Raw genomic sequence first — 22,549 nt, 5'->3', positions numbered from 1 at the left:
TGTTTTTAAAATTAATGTTACCATAAAATTAATTTTCGAAATATAATTTTAAAATTTGATAATTTCTTTTTCTAAGGGGATAAGATTATTTAAGTCAATTTTGCACCAGTAGACAAATTAGACTTACTAATCTAACACTCGTTATGAAAAGAATTTTCAAAGGATTGATGACATTCGTAGTGGTGGCGGTTCTGTTGAGCGCTTGCAGCGAAGAAGATCAACCCAACAATTCAGTTACTATTTCAGGAATTCCTGCTACCGCGGTAATTGAAGCTGGAGAAAGGGTCGGGCCGGTATCGGCAACGATCAGTGCTGAAGACGGGCTTGCCTCCCTGGTAGTCCTGAAGGATGGCGCAACGGTTGAAACCATTAATTTCAACGGAGAAACTTCCGCTACTCATGAGTTTTCTTATACTTCTGTTGATGAGGATGCCAACAAAAATGTGGTGTTTGAATTTGTAGCTACCGATAGCAACGGGGATAGTCAGACGGTTACTCATGTATTAACTGTGGGAGAGATTGCCAATGTTATTCGAATTACAGAAAACATCACTTCAGATCAAACATGGGAGACAGGTAAGGTTTATGTTTTAGGTAACCGAATTGCGGTGACCGAAGGAGCCACATTGACCATTAATCCTGGTGTAATCGTAAAAGGAGAAGCGGGTTCTGGTGCCAATGCTACTGCACTTATCATCGCCAGGGGATCTAAAATTGATGCGCAGGGAACCGAAACACAACCCATTATTTTCACCTCTGTTGCTGATGAAATTGAGCCCGGAATGATCGTCAGCCCTAACTTGGATCCGGACCTGGAAGGTCTTTGGGGAGGACTTTTGATATTAGGAAATGCTCCGGGTTCTTTTGCCGGAGATGTAAGTGAAGTACAAATTGAAGGAATACCACCATCCGATACAAACGGCCTATACGGTGGAGACAACCCTGCCGATGATTCCGGTATTTTGAAGTTCATCTCAATCCGACATGGAGGAGCCAATATCGGTGAAGGCAACGAAATAAATGGACTAACCCTGGGTGCCGTGGGATCTACTACGATTATTGAAAATGTAGAGGTTGTTGCCAATCAGGATGATGGAATTGAATGGTTTGGTGGCACGGTAAGTGTTAAAAACGCAATAATTTGGAATGCTGCTGACGATGCGTTGGATACAGATCAGTCCTGGTCCGGTACCATGGACAATTTCATCTTGCTTTGTGGTCCCAATACAGACCATGCCCTCGAAATTGACGGTCCGGAAGGTTCTTTCAATGCTGCTCACACCCTGACAAACGGAACGGTAAGAGGAAATCCAGCTTCAGAGATGGGAGACTTCAGGGACGGTGCCAGAGGCACTTTTGAAAATATCTACTTCTTTGGGTTTGCAGATCCAGCAGACCCTGAAGCAGAAGGAAGAGGAGACCTATCCGTTAGCGGTGATCAAAGCCTGGAGAATTTCCAAAATGACATTCTGAATTTTAATAACCTGGAAGTGACCCTTGCTGAGGGAGTTTCCCTCGCAAATGTTTTCCGCAACGGTACGCATGAAAGCGCCAGCGAAGTAGTACTGGGAGATAATACCGTTGGAGCAGATAAATCTGTTTTCGCCGGCTGGTCCTGGGCCGCTGTGGCCGGAGAACTAGATGAATTATAATTAAGACCACTAAATCACTTTTTGAAAGGGATGGGTCAACCATCCCTTTCCCTATTTTTTTACCTAATCGCTGTATATCTAAAAAAATATTTCAATGAAAAAATTAATCATTAGCTGGTTTTGCTTGGGACTGGCGCTTTTGTCAACCTCTGTGTTGGCACAAAACGGTACGGTGCGGGGCACGATTTTCGATGACGCATCCGGTGAGCCCTTATTTGGAGTAGCGGTATCTGTAGTAGGAACACAAACCGGAGCCGTTACGGACTTTGACGGAGATTTTGAACTTCAATTGGCTCCTGGGACCTATACCCTTCAGGCTTCCTTTATTTCCTACAATGCGCTTAATCTGGAAGGGATTGACGTTGTGGGGGGAGAGGTAACCGTCCTGGATAATCTTAAATTGACGGAGTACACCTCCGACCTGGAAACGGTCACGATTTCCGCAGAAGCCATCCGGACTACAGAAGCAGCACTAATGACAGTGAAAAGAAATGCAGCCCAATTGATGGATGGAATTTCTTCCGCTGCCTTTAGGCAAATTGGAGACGGTGATGCAGCAGCTGCCATTAAGCGGGTAACCGGCGTTTCTATCGAAGGCGGAAAATACGTTTACATTCGCGGATTGGGAGATCGATATACCAAGACGGTATTAAATGGGGTGGATATTCCCGGCCTGGACCCAGACAGGAATACCATCCAGATGGATATTTTCCCCACCAATATCATTGACAATATCATCGTTTCCAAATCCTTTACCAGCAATCTTCCGGCAGACTTTACCGGAGGTGTAGTGGATATAGAAACAAAGGATTTTCCGGAAGAAAAAACCATGCGGATTTCCCTCAGTGGGGGCTATAATCCTTCCATGCATTTTAATAGCGATTTTTTACGTGCTGGAACCAGCAGAACCGATTTTCTCGGTTTTGACAATGGCTACCGGGATATTCCTACCAAGGGACTAACCGATATACCTCAATTTGCAGAGGTAGTAGGGAATCCTTCCAGTGAAAGAGGCCAGACTTACCAACGAATTCTCAGGGGCTTCAACCCTGAATTTGGGGGAAGAAGGGATCAAAACGGGATGAATATGGGGGTTAGTTTTTCTCTGGGTAACCAGTTGGGACTCGGGAATAACACGCTGGGGTATAATCTTGCCCTTACCTACAAAAATAGCTCAGAATATTTTCAGGATGCCGAATACAACCTCTTCGGCAAATCCAGAGAAACAGGAGAAACCGAACTCGAACCATTGGAGAGATCTCTGGGAAGTTATGGAGTAAACAATGTATTGCTGGGGGGCTTGTTTGGTTTGGCCTACAAGACCGATCTGTCCAAGTACAAGTTAAACCTGATACGATTGCAAAATGGCGAATCCAAAGTCGGCGTTTTTGACTTTAAAAACACGAACCTGGGTGCTGTATTCGAAGCGGATCAGTATAATATAGAATACAGCCAACGATCGCTGACCAATTTGATGCTGAGTGGCTTCCATTACCTGGAAGGAAGTAATTGGGAAGTAAATTGGAAAATTTCTCCCACGCTGTCCAGTATTGAAGATCCAGATGTGCGCGTGCTGCGGTTTCGAAGACCTAACCAAACCATTTCCTCGGAGGTAGGTTTACCACAGCGAATCTGGCGTTCCCTGGAAGAACAAAATCTGGTGGGCAAACTGGATCTTACCAATAACCACCAACTGTTTGGGAAGATAGCAAAACTGAAATTCGGATCTTCTTACGTTTATAAAGAAAGGGATTTTTTAATTCAGGACTTTCAGTTTTCTACCGGAAACACCAGCTTGAACGGTGATCCCAACGAGGTGCTTCGGGAAGAAAACCTCTTTTCAGAATCCAACCGGAACGGAGTAAGGTATAGCCCCTTGTTTATTCCTAATAATCCCAACAGCTTTCAGGCAAACCTGCAAAACCTGGGCATTTATGTACACAGCGAATTTTCTCCTCTTGATAAGTTGAAAGCTATCGTGGGCCTTAGGGCTGAAAAGTACGATCAGTTCTATACCGGTTCCAATCAGACGCAAACCATCGTTTTAGATAATGAAAAAGTATTGGATGATATGGACTTTTTTCCTACCATCAATCTGATTAACAGCATCAGAGAAAATCAAAACATCCGCTTTTCGTTTTCCAGAACCATTGCACGCCCTTCTTTTAAAGAAATGTCTTTTGCCGAAATCCTCGATCCAATCACCGGGAGGACTTTTGTCGGAGGTTTGTTTCAAGAAACTACCAACGGAGGTACAGAGGTGCTTTGGGACGGGCAACTGGAAGCCACCCGTATCAATAATTTTGATCTGAGATGGGAAAAATTCCTTCCTTCCGGACAGTTGTTATCGGTCAGTACCTTCTACAAAACCTTTGATAAGCCGATAGAAATGGTGCAGTTTTTGTCCGATCCGGGAGCTTTTCAGCCCAGAAACGTTGGAAACGGTACCGTGGCAGGATTGGAATTGGAATTTAGAAAGTCTTTGGCTTTTATTGCGCCAAAACTGGAGAACCTATTTTTCACCTTTAACGGAACACTAACTGAATCGAGCATTCGAATGTCCGAATCTGAATTGCGATCCCGGCAACTGACCGCAAGAGAAGGACAGGAAATTTCATCGAAACGCGATATGGCAGGACAGGCTCCGTATATCATCAATTCCGGAATTGCCTATACCGATTTTGTAGGCGGATTAGAAGCAGGGTTATTTTATAATGTGCAGGGATCTACACTGAATTATGTGGGTTTTGGCAACCGAACAGATACCTATACCGTGCCTTTCCATGCCGTCAACCTGAGTATAAATAAAACCCTTGGTCAGGAAGAAAGAATAAAAGCCGGATTGAATGTTCAAAATTTGCTGAACCAATCCCGGCAGGAGGTATTCCGGTCCTATCAGGCGGAAGATCAGATATTTACCAGCCTGAACCCGGGAACATTGATCAATTTTAGCTTCTCTTATTCGCTCTAATACCGTTTTAAACCCTTAAAAAGTATCCTTTCGAAATAGAAGGGATACTTTTTTTGTTTCTATGTTAATAAATTGTTAACTTAAGTTAACATTAGATTAATTTAGAGGCATGCGTTGGTTTTATCTTTGGTTGGGATTGTTTTGCATTCCGGGGCTGCTGGCCGCCGGGAGTGGGGAGAGTCCTGCCTTGATTACCGCTAACTCATCAGAAGAAAAGGAACAACCCTTGGTTAAAGCCTGGGTAGCCGAAAGCGGTCCCTTTGCAACCTTATATCAGAAATTAGAAAAAGATTTTGACCGCTTTGGAAATTCCGAAAGGATGATACGATCTATTTTTTACCGGTCACATCAGCATCTATTTCATAAGTACAGGCAATTTACCCTGGATCAGGATGCCTTAACAGAAGGACTTTACGACTGTGTCAGCGGTTCACTCATTTTGGCGGCCCTCCTGGACCATTTTGGATTTTCTTTCGAAGTCATAGAAACTTCCTATCATGTGTTTCTACAGGTCGTCGTAGAGGAAAATCAGTTGTTCCTGGAAGTTACCGACCCTCAGGGAGGTTTTATTACGGATCCGGATCGCAAAAAACAATATATCAGTGGTTATTTCGGGGAGTTGGGTGATAGGGTTTTATGGGAAGGAGAAAAAGCGGAAGAATCCTTTGCATCCCCTGAAATTTATCAAAAAATCAACTTTCAAAACCTGCTTGGCTTGCAATACTTCAACCAGGCGATTCGGTATTTCAATGAAGGGAATCCGCTAGCCGCGTATCAATTTTCCGTCACCGCACTGAAATACCACGATTCCGAAAGGATCCGGGATTTTAGCCATTTCCTAAAACAGGAATTGGTACTTGCCAATATTTAAACCTGGGTAATTTGAAAAAGCGAATGTAGAGGTTCGCGTACAAACCCCTTCGTTGTGACTGAAAACCGTTGAGGTCTTTGAGACCTCGACGGCTTTTTTCGTTCCCGTTTCGCAAGAAAACCGAACGCCATGTTGGTAGTACCGGGTAGGCCAGCGCAAGTGCAACGACCCCGATTAAAATACCGTTGGTGTTTTTATAACCGCAAGCAAGCTCAACAGTGGGATCGGCCTTTCGCAGATGCCAGTGACGCTCGATTTTACCTTACTCGCCGGAATAAGCTGATAGTGGGAGCTCCGTTCCGTCCAACCCTGCTTGGAATTTTTAATTTAATTTTTCAGCGCTTCACATCGATCGTATTGAGGGTCAATATCTATAAATACCTCCTCTTTGGCCAATACAAACCAATTAGATAAAATCTCCTCTTCCTTTTTCCTGCGGGCAGCGGCTTTTAATTTTTCGTAATCGTCCGAAAGATTAGCCCTGTGGGCGGGAAATCGCTCTTTGTAAAACAGAAGGCGAACGCCCGGCTCGGATCGGCCGGTTCGGGGGTCTACGTCATCATAGCGTATAGGCTGGGTAAGAGTACCTACCTCCATACTGTCCAAGGTAAAATAGAGCACCGGGTCTTCCAATGTTCGTAATGTCAATTTATTAGACCCGGTTCCGGGATCGGTAAAGAAGCCGCCATTATCGGAAGTCTCTCTGTCATCTGAATATTCTTTGGCAGCCTTGGCGAAGGTTATTTTTTCTTCCACTATCAGTTGCCTCAGGCTGTCAAGATACCTTTCAGCCTTTTCAATATCATTTTCTGAGGGGGTAGGAATGCGTAAAATATGCCTAGAATTAAAGGTATTTCCCCTTCTTTCCAGAAGTTGAATCATGTGAAAGCCAAACATGGTCTCCACGGGATCACTGATTTCTCCCGGTTTCAATTCATACACCGTTGCTTCGTATTCCGGGGCTAGTTCACCTCTTTTGAAAAAGCCCAAATCACCTCCCTGAGCTGCAGAAGCAGGGTCTTCGGAATATTGGGTGGCCATACTTGCAAAATCAGCATCCCCATCCAAAATACGCTGCTTGATGGAAAGCAGTTCTTCTACTACCTTGTCTTTTTCAGCCTGGCTTACTTCGGGCTTTTTGACAATCTGTCCTACCGTCACCTCGGCCGAGAAAAAGGGAAGCGAATCATTGGGTATGGATCCGTAAAATTGTCTTACGTCATTGGGAGAAACTTCCAGGCCCTCTGTAATGACTCCCTGCATTTTTTGCACGACCATCTGTTCTTTTACAGCATCCTGAATTTCACTTTTTAGCTGATCGGCAGTTTTGCCATAGGCCTCAATCAGGGTTTCCTCGTCGCCTCCAAATTGCTGCAGTACCATACTGAACCGTTGATCGGTTTGGATGATCACTTCCGCTTCCGAGACGATTACCGAATCGATTTCCGATTTTGCCATCATCAGCTTATTGATAAGCAGGGATTCAAATATTTGGCATCGTGTGGGTGTTTCCATCCCCTGCTGTGCCTGAGAGATGGCTTCCAGGTAAGCTTTTTGCAAATCGGATTCCAAAATGATGTAGTTGTCGACTTTTGCGATAATTTTATCCAGCACCTGTCCGCTTGGCTTTTCCTCAGAAGCTGGTTTTTCGCTGCTAGCTAGGGTGTTATCAGTTTCTTGCGCCCAAGCGAACTGGCTGAATACAAGTCCTGCAAGCAATAGTACGGTTAGTTTTCCGGACCAGTTATTCATAAATGGTAAACTCATTATTTTCAAGTGCATGGTTGTAAATATCTCTTTTTAATTTGTCAGCTAGTTCCACTCTTCTCTTGTTAACGATAATCTTCGAAATTTCGTCTCTGACAAATTCAAGAGGAGGAACCTGATCCTGCAGTCGGTATTCCAGAATCTTAAAATAGTACGAGTAGGTCTCGTCGTCTACATTGATTAATCGTTCGTTTTGAAGGAGTTGTACCTGATTGTTGTTCTGAGTAAGGGGAGTATTGATGATAATGTCATCGAATTTAACCCAGGTAGAATCCTCAATGAAATAATTGTTTGCATAACGAATGGCAAAGTCCTTTAGTTCATTGTTTTGCTCCTCCCGGTCATTACCCAGCAATCGTTCCAGCTGCCTTTTTTGTGGCAGGGATTTTTCCAGCTTGATATAATTTGTTCGCACAATTATCTCTTTTAAGGCAAAGTTTTGCTTATTAGCTTCGTAGTAGGCGGCAATTTCTTGAGGCGTAATTTCTCTGTCCAGACTTTCCTCAACGACCTTTTTTTCGTATTCATAGGCTATCAGTGCGTAGCGATAATCCAGGAGTTTGCGATTGATTTCTGCTTCGTCCAAAGTGATGTTTTCCCTTGCTTCGCGGATCATCAATTGCTTCTTAATCCAGCTCTGTACATACCGGTTTACGAGGTCTGCGGAGTCCAGCCCAGTTGCCATTTCTTTGCTAATATGATCAATATCGTCCAGGTACAGCTGGGCTGTTCCTACTGACGCCACCACGGGGTTATCCGGGTCTTCTTCCTCGGTTTTGATCCGGAAAAAATCGCATGAGCCAAGCAGCAGTAAACCGCTTAACGCCAGCACCGCCTTACTTCTCAAGTTCCCGATATGTAGTTTCTTTTTCATCCTCGTTGATTTGGATGGTGTATGTTTTTCTTAACGTAGCAAGTAAGTTTTTTTCCAGAAATTGCTGGTAATCCTGAATCAATTTGCCCCTGGTTTCTTCAAAGGCTTTCAGTTTCGCAGGGATTTTTTTCCCTGTTACTACCAATATCGTTTCTCCATTTTTTGTGATCGTATGGAAGGATTGGTCCGGATTCAGTTTAGAAAGAATTTCTTTTTTAGAAATCTCAAAGACCCCTTGCTCATGGGTAAATTTTAATGGATCTTCCCGAAGGAATCTTTCTTTTACCTTTTCTTCCAGTTCCTCACTATAGGGCTGGGCAGAGAGCCAGCTTTTGACCTCCGACAGGTCCTTGCCTGCATCCGCTTTCAAAATAAGGGCAGGCAGGCGTTCTTCCCAGCGGTACGTCTCCCGGTTTCCCTGAAAATAGTACCGTTGTCCAAGACTATCATCGACGGCTTTTTGCCACACTTCATTGTTCATCAACTCAAACAGCAGCATGCCATTCCGGTATTCATTCACCAGTTGCCGGTATTCCTGATTGCTAGCATACAGATGCGCTTCTTCCCATTCGCTAAGCAGCGCTGTAATAAACCGCTCGTACCAGAAATCAAAGGGCTGCTGAACCACCGATTCAGTGGATCCGATTTGAGATTCCAGGAACCGGGCAAAGTCCTGAGAGTTTGCCTGTTTCCCTTCCGACCATACAAGGCTATCTTGCTTCCATTCAGCTGTTTCCAGGCTACCCAGCAATACACCGGCAGCTTTTCCCTGACTGGACCTTACTAATTCCTCGATTTTTTTCCAGAGGGCTGAATTTTCACGTACTCCAAATTTTGATTTTTGTTGTGCCAGTACCTGGCTGCGAAGCATCTCTGAGCGGCTATCACGAAGGATTCGGGATTTTATCGTGGGCATTGCCTCTTCGAAAGGAGGTACCGGACGTTGGTCTTCTAATCGCAGCAGGTGATAGCCATATTGGGTTTTGACCGGCCTGGAAATAGCTCCCGGACTGTCGAGTGAAAAGGCAGCCTGTTCAAATTCAGGAACCAGGGAACCCACCCCAAACCAAGGTACCAGGCCTAGATTGGACTTGCTGCCGGTATCTTCCGAAAAGGTGCTCACCAGTTCCTGCCAGGTTTCCGGGTTTGCTTGTACTTTTTGATAAAGCTCCGCTATTTTTCGTTGGGCCAGTGCCTCGGTTTCCGGCTGCTCCGGATTAATACGGATCAACAAGTGGGATACCCGCAGTTGTCCGGGATTTGGCCGGCGATCTTCTAGCCGAATGATATGGTAGCCAAAATTGGAGATTACAGGATCCGAAATTTCTCCAACAGATAACGAATAAGCAGCTTCCTCAAAGGGTAACACCATTTGAAGGGCGGTAAAGTATCCCAGGTTGCCCTTATTGGTTTGGGCAGAAGGGTCCTCTGAATGAAGTACTGCCAGTTCAGAAAAGTCTTCTCCGTTCTCCGCTGCTGCTTTGAGTTTCTCCGCCATTCTGAAGACAGCAATGGAATCTTCGGTGCTGGCATTGGGAGGAAACTGAAGTAAAATATGACTGGCCTTTACCATTTCCTGCATCCGGTCATAGACCCTTCTTAACTCACCCTCCTGCAAGTCGTTTTCCAGCAGGTAGGGTTTGATTAGTTCTTTCTGAAAGGATTCAAATTCAGTTTGAAATTCTTCTGATTTATCCAGCCCAAGCTCCATGGCATGTTTCACCTTAAGCTTATAATCAATAAACAGGTTGAAATTTTCTTCAAATTCCGTTTTGCTTAGAGCTCCTTCCTGATTTTGCCGGTTTTTATTTAGTATATAAAGAAACTCCTCTCTGTCTGAAGGTGAATCGGCAATTTTGATTAAATAGTCCGATGGCTGCAGATTATCACTGAATTTATCAGGAACCTGAGCCGCACTGGCAGATAAAATTCCCCAAAAAAGGAAACATACATGCGTTAAATTCATAGGACAAAAGATACTTTCTAATCCGCAATGTTACGAATTTTACCCCACAATACGGGGCGATGGAGGGGATATGTGAAAGGATTTAACATTTATTTGGATTTCAGCTTTTTAATCAACCGGCAGGTATTGAAAGTGTGGTCAGTCTCAAATTCGATTTTATCCATGATTTTTCGCACCAAAAGCAGGCCGAGTCCCCCTTTTCTTTTTTCCCTGACCACCGCATTGATTTCGGGGGATTTATACTCGATAATATTGAATGCTTTTCCCGAATCTTTGATTTCAAAAATGATTCGATCGGAGTTTAAATGAATTGTAAGCCAGATATAACTTTGCGGATTACAGTCATGTGAATGAATAATTAGGTTCGCACATACCTCTTCTACTGCTAAAATCAACTGATTTTGACTGATGGCACTGAGCTGGGTGGGAACCAGGACCTCAGCGATAAAGGATCGCAGTTCGGCCAACCGGCTTTTTTCGCAATATAGCTTTAGTTCATGCGTCATACAGCGATTCTTCGGCTTCCTCCTGGGTGTTTTTAATTCGAATGAGCTGGTCCAGACCAAGTATATGAAAGACATTCATTACTTTGTCGTTCAAACCAAAAATAACAAAAGCTACCTCCTTCTCCCGGAAGTCTTCCAGATAGGACATAAACACCCCCAAACCTGCAGAGGAAATGTATTCCAGATTTCTGCCATCTACCAGAATTTTTTGAGTGCTTCCCGAAAGTGCCTCCTGAATTACCTCATCCAGCTCTACCGAATTACTGGCATCCACCTCTCCGTTCAGTGCAATTACCAGGTGGTCCCGGGCACCCGTCATATTGATTGATAACATACTCGATTATACGCTTTACACATGATTAAGTTTATGCTTTAAATTTGATTGCCAGTAAGGAATAATCATCATCTGGCAGTATTTCTTTTCCTACAAATGCAAAAACGGATTCAATTATTTTAGTCCTGATTTCCCGGGCAGGCAAGTGGTAATTAAGGTCCAGAAGGTTTCGCAAATTGTCGTATCCAAACTCCTGACCTATCTCATTTTTGGCCTCCACGATCCCGTCTGTGTACAATACCATGACATCTCCGGACTGAAAATGTAACTTCCCTTCTTCGATATATTGTTCGAAACTTTCGTTTCTAACAATTCCCAACCCCATTCCTTTAATGTTGAGAAATCGTGCGGCCCCCTTTTCCCTGGAATAATACAGCGTTGGACAATGACCCGCCCGTGCAAAGTGAATCTCTTTTTCAATGGTATTGACCGTGTAATACGTGGTGGTAATGAAATTGTTTTTCTCCAGACAGCGGCTCAGGGCACTATTGGCTTTTGTAAGGAAATCTTTCGGGCTTAGGTTTAGCTGTACCAGGCTATGAAATACGCCCTTCATTTGGGACATATTGAAAGCCGCAGAAGTTCCTTTTCCCGACACATCCCCGATAATAAGCGCAAAATGATCCCGGTCAAAGGAATACGTTTCGTAATAATCCCCTCCAACTTCGTCAGCGGCGGCGGAAAACCCGTCTATTTCGAAGCATTCATTGTGATGCAATTCAGAAGGCAAAAGGCTTCGCTGAACTCGCTGGGCAATTTCCAATTCTTCCCGATACCGCTCATTTCTGATGGCCTCGTTCAGGAGACGGTAGTTTTCAATGGAGATGGAAGTTTGGCCCACAAAGGTGGATATGATATTAATCATTTCTTTATTAAACCCATCTTTCACTTCTTTGAGCAAAAAGAGGTCTCCCAGGATTTTTTTGTTTGCACGTATGGGAATGATCAATACAGATTGAAAGGTTTCGTGAGGTATCTTACCGTAAATATATTCCAGCTTGCCATTTTTTTGTTCGTTTAGGTAACTTGCAAAAGGTTCTGTTTTTTTTAGTGTGGCCATGAGCTCCTGCCTTTCCCCATTACTTATAAATTTTTGATGTAGGATCTTGCCGGGCAGATCTTCTTCCTCCTGGGCATGGAGTTCCAACCAGGCAGCATCTACGTAGGCGGCACTCATGCTACTGTCCATCAATATATCCAAGACTTGCTCCTCATTTTCACCTGGCTGAATGGACTGACTTAATTTCTGGAAACTAATGGCTTCCGTCAGTTTCTGTTCAAAAACCGAGGAGGTGGGCAGGTTAAACAAAGTTACCAGAAAACTGAACACAGCGTAAATCAAAACAAAGGCAAAGAGCCCCAATAGAAATAGGTTTTCACTAAGGTTGACAAAATCAATGTTTTTCTGGTTATACGACACCAATTGTACTAATAGGTAGGCCGTACAGACAATGATAATGGCAAGAAACAAAATAGACTTCCACTTTTCCCGAAAAGTCAGGTAAGGAATCCATTTTAGGTTTACAGACAAAATGACTCCATAAATAACCAGAAAAATAAGGCCAAACATAAAACCATAATCGTAGCTTTCCTGATTGATCAGGACGAAAAACATGCTAATAAGCAGAATGACTTCGTAAGCCTGCCACTGTTGCACCACGGCCTTGCTTTTTTGGTAAAGAATCAGGTGCTTCCACAAAAGTGCAGCGGAGATCAAGAACAAAGAGGTCAGGGCAAAGTTTACGTGATAGAAAAAATTCCTTAACAAGGGGTCATCCGACAAGCGACTTCCAGCCAGCAGGTAATAAAAATAAATGATCAAAAATGAGGTAGTGGTCGCAATCAGGCCAGTAGAAGCTGCTCTCCAGATCAGATTTAGGAAACTGCTGTTTTCATTTTTATTGATGGAATCATTAAAATAAAGATAGAGGATAATAAAAAAAATGATTTCCAATATCCAGGTAATTTCGCGCGAAATATCCCCTTCCATTTGGTTTATTTCCCCAAAAAGCCGAACCAGGTCCACAAATAACAGCGCGAACCATGTCAGGATGGCCAGCATGATATAAATTTTGCCCCGCTGTATGTTGGGTAGTTTCACCATAGAAAAACATACAATAATATAAATAGAATGTCAAAATTCATTGATCCCGGTAATAAAAGGTTGGTGGAAGAGTGGTTTTAAAATCGTAAGGGAAGCCATCAATAAAATATAAGTGCGTATAAACAGTCTCCTGGCTGGATTTAAGATCAAATTTAATAAATTCGGATCATGAAGAAACAATTCCTCCAAACTCTGCCCAAGATCCGGTTCTGGTTTTTTGTAGTCCTGCTCACTGGTTGGGGAGGTACAGCAATCGGCCAAAGTAAGGTGCATCTCCGAATCAATCAGCTTGGATATTTGGCATCGGATAGTAAGGAAGCCCTGGTTTTTAGCGAAGCCCCTTTTCGTGAACGGTTACAATTGCGGCTAACTGAAAATTCCGAAGTAGTTCTGGAAGGGAAACCGGTACGGTTAAAAACGGCTACCTGGGGAAGTTTTGATTATTATTACAACTTTGATTTTTCTTCCGTGATGCAAGCCGGAGAATACTACCTCCAATCCAAAAATTCCGGAATTCGCTCTCAGTCGTTTCACATAGGGCCTCAGGCTTACGCAGGTCATCAGGAAACATTGCTGGAATTTATGCGTCAACAACGCTGCGGGTATAACCCTACCCTGGATATGGTCTGTCATGAAAAGGATGGTCGAAGTTTCTATGGCCCCATGCCGGACAGCACTTACTTGGATCTCAGTGGGGGATGGCATGATGCAGGCGATCAGCTCAAATACCTGATTACTGGCAGTTATGCCACCGCTCACCTATTGCTTGCCTTTGAACTATATCCAGACCGGTTTGCCGATCATCACAATGCCTTAGGGCAGCCAGGAAGTAATGGCATTCCAGATGTACTGGACGAGGCCAAATGGGGCCTGGATTGGATTCATAAGATGCACCCCTCGCCCGATGTGTTGTTTCACCAAATAGCGGATGATCGGGATCACCGCGGTTTTAAAATACCTAATCAGGACAATTCTGACTATGGATGGGGAGCCAACAGCTATCGGGCTGCTTATGCAGCCACAGGTAAACCCCAGGGTTTGGGGAAATACAAGAGCGAAGCCACTGGATTGGCCAACCTTGCGGGAAGGAGTGCCGCAGCCATGGCGCTTGCGGCGAGAATCTGGAAGGAACATTTACAAGATTCCGTCTATTCCGCCAAATGCAGAGGAGCTGCTCTTTCACTTTACGCCCTTGGCAGGAAGCAGGAGGGTTACCAACAGGGTAATTCCTATGGAGCTCCTTACCGGTACAACGAGGAAACCTGGGCTGATGACATGGAATGGGGTGCGGCAGAACTGTATGCGCTAACAAACGAACCAGCCTTTCTAAAACAGGCCAAGGAATATGCCCTGGTAAGTAGTAATCAGGATGCCTGGGCAGTTCGCGATACAGCGGCGCATTACCAATTGTATCCTTTTGTCAACATGGGACATTATGCCCTGCACCGGCATGTTGACCAGGATTTTAAAAAGGAACTTGAAAATTATTACCTGGAGGGTATTTCCTATACCTTGAAAAGGGCGCAGCAAAACCCCTTTCATATAGGTGTGCCGTTTATCTGGTGTTCCAATAACCTGCTGACCAGCCTGGTAGCGCAAGTCATTTTGTATGAAAAAATGACTGGAGACAGGCAATTCCAGCCCTTTCTGACCGCCCAGCGGGACTGGTTGTTTGGAAGAAACCCTTGGGGTACCTCCATGTTTACAGGTCTGCCAGCGGACGGGGAGTTTCCGGAAGACGTGCATACCAGCATCTATGTCATGCTTGGCCTAAGTGTGCCAGGAGGACTGGTGGATGGCCCTATTTACCGGAGTATTCACGATAACCTGCTGGGCCTTACGCTAAATGATCCAGACGAATTTTCTCATTTACAAAACCAGCATGTGGTCTATCAGGATGATGTGGGCGATTACAGTACGAATGAACCCACGATGGACGGTACTGCCGGTGCCATTTTGATGATGGCTCATTTTGGGAAACCTGCTGAATAGGCTCGAAAAAGGCAGGCCGATTTTTAAGGATCAGGAATTCAATTGTATGGCCCGCCGCATAAAAGCAAGCTGGGTGTGGATTTCCTGCCAGGAAAAAGGAAGGCTGGGCTGAGAGTGTGCCAGGGAATCTCTCAGTTTACCGATGTTTCTAACCATGGCATCGTATTGGTCCCGGCTTGCCCCAGGCATCAGTTTTCGGAACCGTTTGTTTTTGGAAAAAACACTTCCCAGATCTGCTAGTTGCAGGCATTGAATCAGGTCAATTTCTTCGTCTCGCCTCAATTTGAGCTGATATAATTCCTGTGCAGAGGCCAGCCTTTCTGCTGACAGGCTGGCTTGCCATTGTGGGATCGTTTGTCTGATTAGTTCCCTGAGAAACGTTTCCCAAACGCTGATAAATCCAAAGACCACCAGCCTTACAGGGATTTTGTCCAAATCGCTTTGCGTTACAATATGGGAAATTGTCCCTTCCGTTTCGATAAAGAACCGCCTTCTGGAAAGCAATTTTTCAAAGGCTCGAACCAGAGGCGTATTGCCGTTCATCAGATCATCCTCCCCGATGAAAGATAAGTCCGAATCTCCGACGTCAAATTTCCGAAGACCTTCAGGGGTTTGAACCAACACCGTTTGAAAATTCCTTTTCGACATTTCTTCCCGAAAAGTATTTGGCTGAAAAGGAATTGTCCTCTCGGCAATACTGAGGACCGGAACATAGCGGTCAAAAAGATCAAATAGTGACTGGTGTTGCGCTCGATTCATTGGCTGATGGTACTACTTTGGTCATGGAATGCAGGTTTTTCTTCAGGAATTTTGAATTTAACCATTCCCGACGGTATATTGAATTTTTAAAATGAAATTAAGGAACCTGCTAGGCAGATAGGATGCCGCAGAACTTTTACTTTAGCCGAAAGGAAGCATGTTACCCGATAAGCAGCCACCAGTCACCAAAGAAGCCAGAGAATTAGCCAAGCGATTATGGGAATACCACCAACTTCGCCATTCCATTCAGAAAAGCGATGCGATTCTGGTGTTGGGTAGTCACGATCCACGGGTGGCCGAACGAGGTGCAGCGCTTTGGCTGGAAGAAATGGCTCCCTTGCTGATTTTTTCGGGAGGGTTGGGTAATTTTACCGCAGGTGTCTGGGAGGATCCGGAAGCGGTTATATTCGGCCGGATTGCCCGAGAGATGGGCGTACCGGATGAAGCCATGCTGCTAGAGAGCCGGTCTACCAATTCCGGGGAAAACATCCGGTTTACCCAGGAACTATTGAAAAGCAAGGGATTGGATCCCAGGTCATTTATTATCGTTCAGAAGCCTTACATGGAGAGACGTGCTTATGCTACTTTTAAAAAGAATTGGTCTGATAAATCCGTGCTGGTGACCAGTCCGCGCATTTCCTTTGAAAATTATCCCTCCGAGTCCATTTCCCTGGAAATAATTATTCAATCCATGGTAGGGGACCTGCAGCGCATAAGGGAATACCCTAAAAAAGGCTTCCAAATTCATCAGGACATTCCGGAAGAAGTTTGGAGGGCATTTGAACGATTGGTAGCCTTGGGCTTTGACCAGCACCTGATCTCCTGAGGCTACTTACCCAAGGCCTTTTTAAACACTTCCAGTGCACGCTTCCGGGCTGCTTTGTGGTCCACGATGGGATCCGGGTAGTTATCCGTTCCAAATTCCGGCACCCAGCGCTTGACGTATTTCCTGTCTTTATCAAATTTCTCTAACTGCGATGCGGGATTGAAAATCCGAAAATAAGGTTGGGCATCCGTACCTGTTCCCGCTGCCCATTGCCAGCCGCCGTTATTGGAGGACAATTCGTAATCCAGCAACCTTTTAGCAAAGTAGGCCTCTCCCCACCGCCAGTCTATGAGCAGGTGTTTGGTCAGGAAACTGGCCGTGACCATGCGTACCCGGTTGTGCATGTAGCCGGTTGCATTTAGTTCCCGCATGCCCGCGTCTACCAAGGGGTAGCCCGTTTTTCCTTCACACCAGCAGGAAAATTCCTTTTCGTCATTTCTCCAGGGAATGCGGTCATAGGCCGGTTTAAAAGCCCTGTCCACCACCTCAGGGTTATGGTAAAGGATCATCATGTAAAATTCCCTCCAAATCAGTTCGTTAAGGAATGTATCATTTAGCTGAGCTGCTTCCAGGGCCAGTTTACGAATGCTGATGGTGCCGAACCGCAGGTGGATGCCCAGGCGGCTGGTTCCCGCTATCGCTGGAAAATTCCGGGTTTGGTCGTATTTGCGGATCAAATTATTGTCAACTTTGGGCGATGGTAGAATGATTTCCGAAGCCTCAAACCCGATAGCTCTCAAACTTGGCAAAGGCATCGGTTTGGTTTGGTAAAATGATTTTTTCCTTCCATCCAGATTTACGAGGGTAATTCGGGCCTGCTCGAATTTTTGCAACCAGCGTTTGCTGTAGGGAGTAAAGACCTTGTAAAAATCACCTTTGTCCGTTGTGATTTCATCGGTCTCAAAAATCACCTGATCTTTGAAATCATAAAAATCAATACCTTCTCCCTGTAAAAACGCCGCTACCTCTTTGTCCCTCTTTCTAGCATAGGGCTCGTAATCTCTGTTGGTATACACGTTCTGAATGTTGTATTCCTGGGTTAGGGATTGAAAAACTTCCAACGGCTTGCCCTGCCGAACCAGTAGGGAACTTTGATAGGAGGCCAGTTCGTCCCGCAGCCTTTGTACCTGTTCGTGAATAAATTGCACGCGGGCATCTGTTTTATCCTCTAGTTTGTCCAGTATTTCCGTGTCAAATATAAAAAGTGGTAACACCCGTTTTTCATTTTGATGGGCATAATACAGCCCCAGGTTGTCTTCCAGCCTCAGGTCTCTTCTAAACCAAAATAGTGTTATTTTATCCATAAATAGGTAAGTCAGGACTTCGAAAAATGTTTACGGTTTTTCGGGCTGTTCCTTTTCAAGGATGCGGATTCCTGAAGGATCTGTTTGCGGATCAGGACGAAACAATTCGGGGGCCACTTCGTCCAGATCGATGGTGAAATCGCCACGCAGGTATTCGTCCGAATCGCTGATCGGCAGGTCTCTGCTTCTACTAAAGTTCTGGAATAGCTCTTTCAATGAGCTAAAGAGCAGGTTTTGGGATATCGATACCCCGTAGGTATTGGGAGCCCGGTTATTGATGCCAAGGGCAGTGAGCGTATTGAAATTGTTGCGGTTATATACCCGAACGCGGTACCTACCGTCTTCGGTAAGCAGGTATTCAGCCTGCCAGTCCCCGGCAATGGTGTTGAAATCGGCATTTCCTTGCAGGTCAGTAAAACCACCATCGCGGGTAACTCGAAGGCGTCCATCAAAAAAGGTATAAGCCACCCTCAACTGAAACGTTTCAAGCGCTGTATCATCCAATCCTACCAGGTCAAAATCGATTTCCAGATTTTCATCTACCTGAGCAACTAGGTTGTTGAGTTGGGAAGAAATGAGTTGGCTGAGGTTGGAAAAGCCGATGCCTGCTCCGCTAAACTGTCCCTCCGGAGAAAAGCGGCGCAACATGATGAGTGAAAAGACCTGGCGGTTTTTTTCCTGTTCGTCATTCGCTATACGGTTTCGGAAAGCCGATATGGTAGTTTGCAACTCGCTGTCTTCGGGAAATTCGGAAAAATCAAATTCAAAACTAATATCTGGAGAAAGCAAAGGTCCGTCCAGGTCCATGATCACTTGTACCGGAAAACGCCGCTTCAACTGATTGCTTTCAAACTGGTTCTGGTTGGCGGTGGTTTGCAGGGAAGCCAGGGAGACATTTTCCTCATAGACCGCTGAAATGTCCATCACTCCCTCGTAAGGATCACCATACCAATTAATTACGCCTCCCGGAACTATCAGAAATTTTTTGTTGATCACGTTGTATAGCGAAAAATTATACAGTGCATCCACGATTTCAAAATTGCCTGTCATGTTGAAATTCCCCTGGGTATCAATATTCAGGTTCAGCACCCCTCTACCCCGGCCCTGGATGTTTTCTTCCGTTTTGGGATCAATTTGGATTTCCACGTAGGCATCAGGGGTAAGGTCCAGGTTGAGGTTCATGCGCAGGTTATTGATAGTCAATTTGTCAACGGTTTCTTCAAAGGTAACCGACTGAGTAGTATCCCGAACATTGATGATGTTGATAAAGTCTTCCTGAGATTGTCCGTTGGTGTCTCCTATGGGAATGAACACCTGGGTATTGGGTTGGGAGGTGGCGTTTGCTGTCAGGTCCAGGTTATTGGCTGCCCCGAAAACATTGATGTTTCCAGTGGCGTAGGCCTCGCCGAAAAATAGGTCGTTATCGGCTGCACTGGTATTCATCACCTGAAAATTGGTGATGGAGGCGTCCAGGTCCAGGATAAAGTTAGCAAAATTATCGTGGGTGATCCCGCCCCTCAGCCGTGCCGTATTGTTATTGACATCCTTTAGCTCCAGTCCCCTGAAGCTGATGTCATTGGGCTCAAAAATTACATTTCCGTCTATCAGATAGGTGGTATTCAGGTAATTGAACCGAAAAGTGGCTCCTTCCAATTTTCCCAATCCTTCCACAATCGGCCGGGTAATGCTGCCGCCGACCTTAAGGTTTCCGCTGAGGTTGCCATCGATCTGGCTGAGATAGTCGGAAATGAAGGGCTCGATTACCGACAAATTTGCATTCTCAAAAGCAGCAGTCAGGGCCATTTCCTGTGTATCAGAGCCCAAGTTGCCGGAAAGTTCGATTACTTTCTTTCCTTCCCGGTAGTTTTGAAGTGATAAGTTGACCGCTTGATCAGCGAAGAGGGCGTCCGCTTCAATTTCGCCTACCAGGAAATCATTGATCCGGATTCCTTCCACGGACAAGGTGCCCTGCATGCCTTCTTTATTCCAGCCTTCGGCCAGGATGACCCGACCATTGGCGGTACCCTCGTATTCCCGCATACCGAAAGAATTCAGAAAATCCAGGTTCAATTCGTTAACCGTGATTTCCATTTGATCCCCCGGATCCAAATTGATTTTTCCTTCTGCAGAGAGGTATTGGTTTTCATGAAAAATTTTAAGGTTTTGAAAATGGGTTTCTGCTGCCCCGATGGTAATGCTGTTTCCGGGTTCAAATTGCCAGAAATCTTCCAAAAGTTTGATTTCCGATGGAGCAAATTCTATCTGGGTCTGGTCTCGAGAAAGGTTGATTCCCGCGGAAATGTTCGCATAACTTTCCGTCTGCAATTGATCCAGGTAAAAGGAGAGGTTTAGCCGGGACTGATCCCAAATGGTTTCCATGGAAAGATTGTGAAAATTAAATCCCGAACTTAACTGGATCTCTTTGGAGAGTACGTAAAAGGAGGCCAGCACCTCGTCGCTGTCCCTGTATTTGGAGGTATTGAGGTCAATGTCTGTATTAATAAAATAATTGTCATTATAATAGATGGTATCAATTCCTGAATAGAAATTGAATACCGTATTGCGTTCCGTTTTGTAGAAAGCCCCCTCCATTTGGGTATTACTAGAAATAAACAGTCTGGGATCAATCAGGTTCAGAATTGGATTCGGGTCCCGAAAGTCCAGTGTCAGGTCGATGTGGTAGGGGTCTCCATTCAGCGGTTGTTTGGTGGTGGGCGGGCTGTAGTCGTTAGTGAGAATGGCATAGTAGTCCTCCCACAGGCGTTGTATGTCTTGACCCAATTGTTGCACCTTAAAATCTCCGCTGATCCCTGCAACCAATAAGTCTGAGTTGAGTGAAATAACTCGGGAGTCTTCGGTAAACAGGGATTGAAACAAAAAATAGTCGAGGAAAAGGTCCCTTCCGTCGTAGCTGATCAGTACGTCCCGGAAGCGGGTCACTCCTTCGATGTTATCCCAATGAATGCCTTTGGTATCCAGTTCAAAATTTCCGCTCAGGAAAATATCCTTTTCGGTAAGGTGAATGCGGTTTAGAAAAGCGGTGTCCAGGCGGAGCATCAGGTTAGCGGAATCTTTGTTGTTTCGTAAATCCAGCGTACCGTCCACGCTCATAACCAGATTTGAATCATTGACGCTGAGCGTTCCCTGAAAAAGGTCCTTTCCATAGGTAGCCTTTGTTTCAATTTGGTTAAAATCGTATTGGTTGATGCCGATTTTGCTAATGCTTGCGTCCAGCTCGATGAGTGCCGTGTTTAACGTGAGTCCGGTGCCTTTAATATCCCCTTTAAAGCTGACTTTCTGAAACTTTTCGGGATCTTCGCTCAGTACTCCCAGATTGAACTCCACCGCTTCCAGCTGGCCTTCATAGGTAGGAAGGTCTCCCTCATCGCGGTAGTTGAGTTGTCCCTTTAGCAGGCCAATTCCAGTCCTGAAATCTCCCTTGGCAGTAAAATCGCTGAGGTACCCTTCAAAGTCAGAATCAAAGCGGACGGTTCCAAACTTATCCAGTTCCTTTCTGGCATCGGAACTGACATAGGGATACAAATCTTCCGGCAGCAAAACGGAATTCGTCAGGGAGAGATTGAAAAAGGTTTCTTTCACCAGGGGTAGCCCTTCGATATTAAATTTTCCGAAAAGCGCACTTCTTTCCCCAAACCGCAATAATAATTCCTCGGAAAAAACAGAGTTAATTTTGCCGATGATTTCTCCGCTAAGGTAGATTCGGTCGTCTATGGGAGGGATATTGTCCGAAAAATACCTCAAATCCCGGATGTCCAGTACAGCTTCATCCAATTGAGCGATCAGGTCCACCTTGCGGTTAAAATCCCTTAAATCGGCGACTGATTCATAATCCATTCGGAGGTAATTTTTGATCACCGTTTCGTTGGATTTCAGGTACAGGTATTTAAACTCCATCCCAGTGCCGGAATAGATGAAATTGGTTCGCAACTGCTGGAATACCATTCCGGAATTAGACTCTACACCCTTCATGTACCGCAGATCAAAAGCCACCGTATCTCTACGCACGTAAAAATTTTCCGCCCTTGCCACCAGATCCCGAAATAGCAAGTTTGCATAGTCGAATTTAATGTCCATTTCCGGCTGGGTATAGTCAATGATGTCCAGGGATGTTTGGTCAAAGGAAATGGAAGCGATTCCAAAAGTAGTGGTAGTCGATTTTTGTTTTTTGGGCTGCACAAAAAATGTTTCCCGCAGCCTTTCCAGGAAAACGGAAATATTGAGACCTTCCCCATCTTGGTGAGTCAGTAGTCTGACGTTTCCGTTTCGCAGGTTTACTTCGTCCAGACCAGGTCGATCATTATTCAAGAGGCCCCTGACCGAAAAGTCAATGTAGACCTCATCCAGGTCGGCCATCAGGCTGTCCTGAAGATCGTATACCCGCACATCGCGTAGACTGATGGCATCCCACCAGCGGAGATTTACTCGACCAATATCGGTGAGGTAACCCGTACTGGTGGAAATGCGGTTGGTAATAAATCCAGCCAGGTAGGTTTGAATGGTTGGGATTTGCAACAATATGGCCAGGAATATAAGGAAGAACAGCACATATCGCAGGATCAGAAAGACTCTCCTGAGGGCTTTCATCAAAATTTCCTTAACTTT

The 22,549-nt window shown here is 45.0% G+C and carries 14 protein-coding genes; 5 read left to right on the top strand and 9 right to left on the bottom strand.

Translation table 11 applies throughout. The annotated features are described in order from the left end of the window. Positions 1-143 precede the first annotated feature (143 nt). The 3 genes from GKS34_RS07070 to GKS34_RS07060 all read left to right on the top strand — a co-directional run bounded on the left by GKS34_RS07070 (position 144) and on the right by GKS34_RS07060 (position 5,494). Positions 144-1,652 (top strand): beta-helix domain-containing protein, encoded by a 1,509-nt coding sequence (locus tag GKS34_RS07070; protein ID WP_163384102.1) that lies wholly within the window; start codon positions 144-146, stop codon positions 1,650-1,652. A 94-nt stretch (positions 1,653-1,746) separates the two neighbouring features. Then, positions 1,747-4,623 carry a TonB-dependent receptor gene (locus tag GKS34_RS07065; RefSeq protein ID WP_163384101.1) on the top strand — a complete coding sequence of 959 codons (2,877 nt, stop codon included), beginning with the start codon at positions 1,747-1,749 and terminating at the stop codon, positions 4,621-4,623. 109 nt (positions 4,624-4,732) lie between these two features. Further along, entirely contained in the window at positions 4,733-5,494 is a 762-nt protein-coding gene (locus GKS34_RS07060; protein WP_163384100.1) for a hypothetical protein, read from the top strand. Between the two features lie 327 nt (positions 5,495-5,821). Here GKS34_RS07060 and GKS34_RS07055 read toward each other — a convergent pair whose 3' ends face one another. The 6 genes from GKS34_RS07055 to GKS34_RS07030 form a co-directional block, all read right to left on the bottom strand. After that, positions 5,822-7,261: a peptidylprolyl isomerase gene (locus tag GKS34_RS07055; protein ID WP_163384099.1), complete on the bottom strand. Its 1,440-nt coding sequence runs from the start codon at positions 7,259-7,261 to the stop codon at positions 5,822-5,824. Next, entirely contained in the window at positions 7,239-8,135 is an 897-nt protein-coding gene (locus GKS34_RS07050) for a peptidyl-prolyl cis-trans isomerase (protein ID WP_163384098.1), read from the bottom strand. The genes GKS34_RS07055 and GKS34_RS07050 overlap by 23 nt, the downstream gene beginning before the upstream one ends. Beyond that, positions 8,098-10,101: a peptidylprolyl isomerase gene (locus tag GKS34_RS07045; protein ID WP_163384097.1), complete on the bottom strand. Its 2,004-nt coding sequence runs from the start codon at positions 10,099-10,101 to the stop codon at positions 8,098-8,100. Before GKS34_RS07045 ends, GKS34_RS07050 begins: the two co-directional genes overlap by 38 nt. A gap of 89 nt (positions 10,102-10,190) precedes the next feature. After that, entirely contained in the window at positions 10,191-10,607 is a 417-nt protein-coding gene (locus GKS34_RS07040; RefSeq protein ID WP_163384096.1) for an ATP-binding protein, read from the bottom strand. Beyond that, positions 10,597-10,941, bottom strand: a complete 345-nt coding sequence (locus GKS34_RS07035; RefSeq protein ID WP_163384095.1) for an STAS domain-containing protein — start codon at positions 10,939-10,941, stop codon at positions 10,597-10,599. Before GKS34_RS07035 ends, GKS34_RS07040 begins: the two co-directional genes overlap by 11 nt. Positions 10,942-10,972: 31 nt before the next feature. Then, positions 10,973-13,045, bottom strand: coding sequence for a GAF domain-containing SpoIIE family protein phosphatase (locus GKS34_RS07030; RefSeq protein WP_163384094.1), 2,073 nt, complete (start codon positions 13,043-13,045; stop codon positions 10,973-10,975). 168 nt (positions 13,046-13,213) lie between these two features. Here GKS34_RS07030 and GKS34_RS07025 point away from each other — a divergent pair, with 168 nt between their 5' ends. Continuing rightward, positions 13,214-15,037, top strand: a complete 1,824-nt coding sequence (locus GKS34_RS07025; protein WP_163384093.1) for a glycoside hydrolase family 9 protein — start codon at positions 13,214-13,216, stop codon at positions 15,035-15,037. A gap of 30 nt (positions 15,038-15,067) precedes the next feature. Here GKS34_RS07025 and GKS34_RS07020 read toward each other — a convergent pair whose 3' ends face one another. Continuing rightward, positions 15,068-15,796: a hypothetical protein gene (locus tag GKS34_RS07020; protein ID WP_163384092.1), complete on the bottom strand. Its 729-nt coding sequence runs from the start codon at positions 15,794-15,796 to the stop codon at positions 15,068-15,070. 157 nt (positions 15,797-15,953) lie between these two features. Here GKS34_RS07020 and GKS34_RS07015 point away from each other — a divergent pair, with 157 nt between their 5' ends. Further along, a complete protein-coding gene (locus GKS34_RS07015; protein WP_163384091.1) occupies positions 15,954-16,622 on the top strand; it encodes a YdcF family protein in 669 nt (222 codons plus the stop codon). Between the two features lie 2 nt (positions 16,623-16,624). Here GKS34_RS07015 and GKS34_RS07010 read toward each other — a convergent pair whose 3' ends face one another. Next, on the bottom strand, positions 16,625-17,926 hold the full coding sequence (locus tag GKS34_RS07010; protein WP_163384090.1) for a cryptochrome/photolyase family protein: 1,302 nt from the start codon (positions 17,924-17,926) through the stop codon (positions 16,625-16,627). A gap of 30 nt (positions 17,927-17,956) precedes the next feature. Further along, the gene (locus GKS34_RS07005; protein ID WP_240459219.1) at positions 17,957-22,531 is read right to left on the bottom strand and encodes a translocation/assembly module TamB domain-containing protein; all 4,575 of its coding nucleotides are present in this window, start codon (positions 22,529-22,531) and stop codon (positions 17,957-17,959) included. Positions 22,532-22,549 lie beyond the last annotated feature (18 nt).

The organism is Cyclobacterium jeungdonense (assembly GCF_010994275.1).
Lineage (GTDB): Bacteria > Bacteroidota > Bacteroidia > Cytophagales > Cyclobacteriaceae > Cyclobacterium > Cyclobacterium jeungdonense.
Note: the sequence above shows the minus strand (reverse complement) of the source record. Positions and strands in the feature narration are given on the sequence as shown.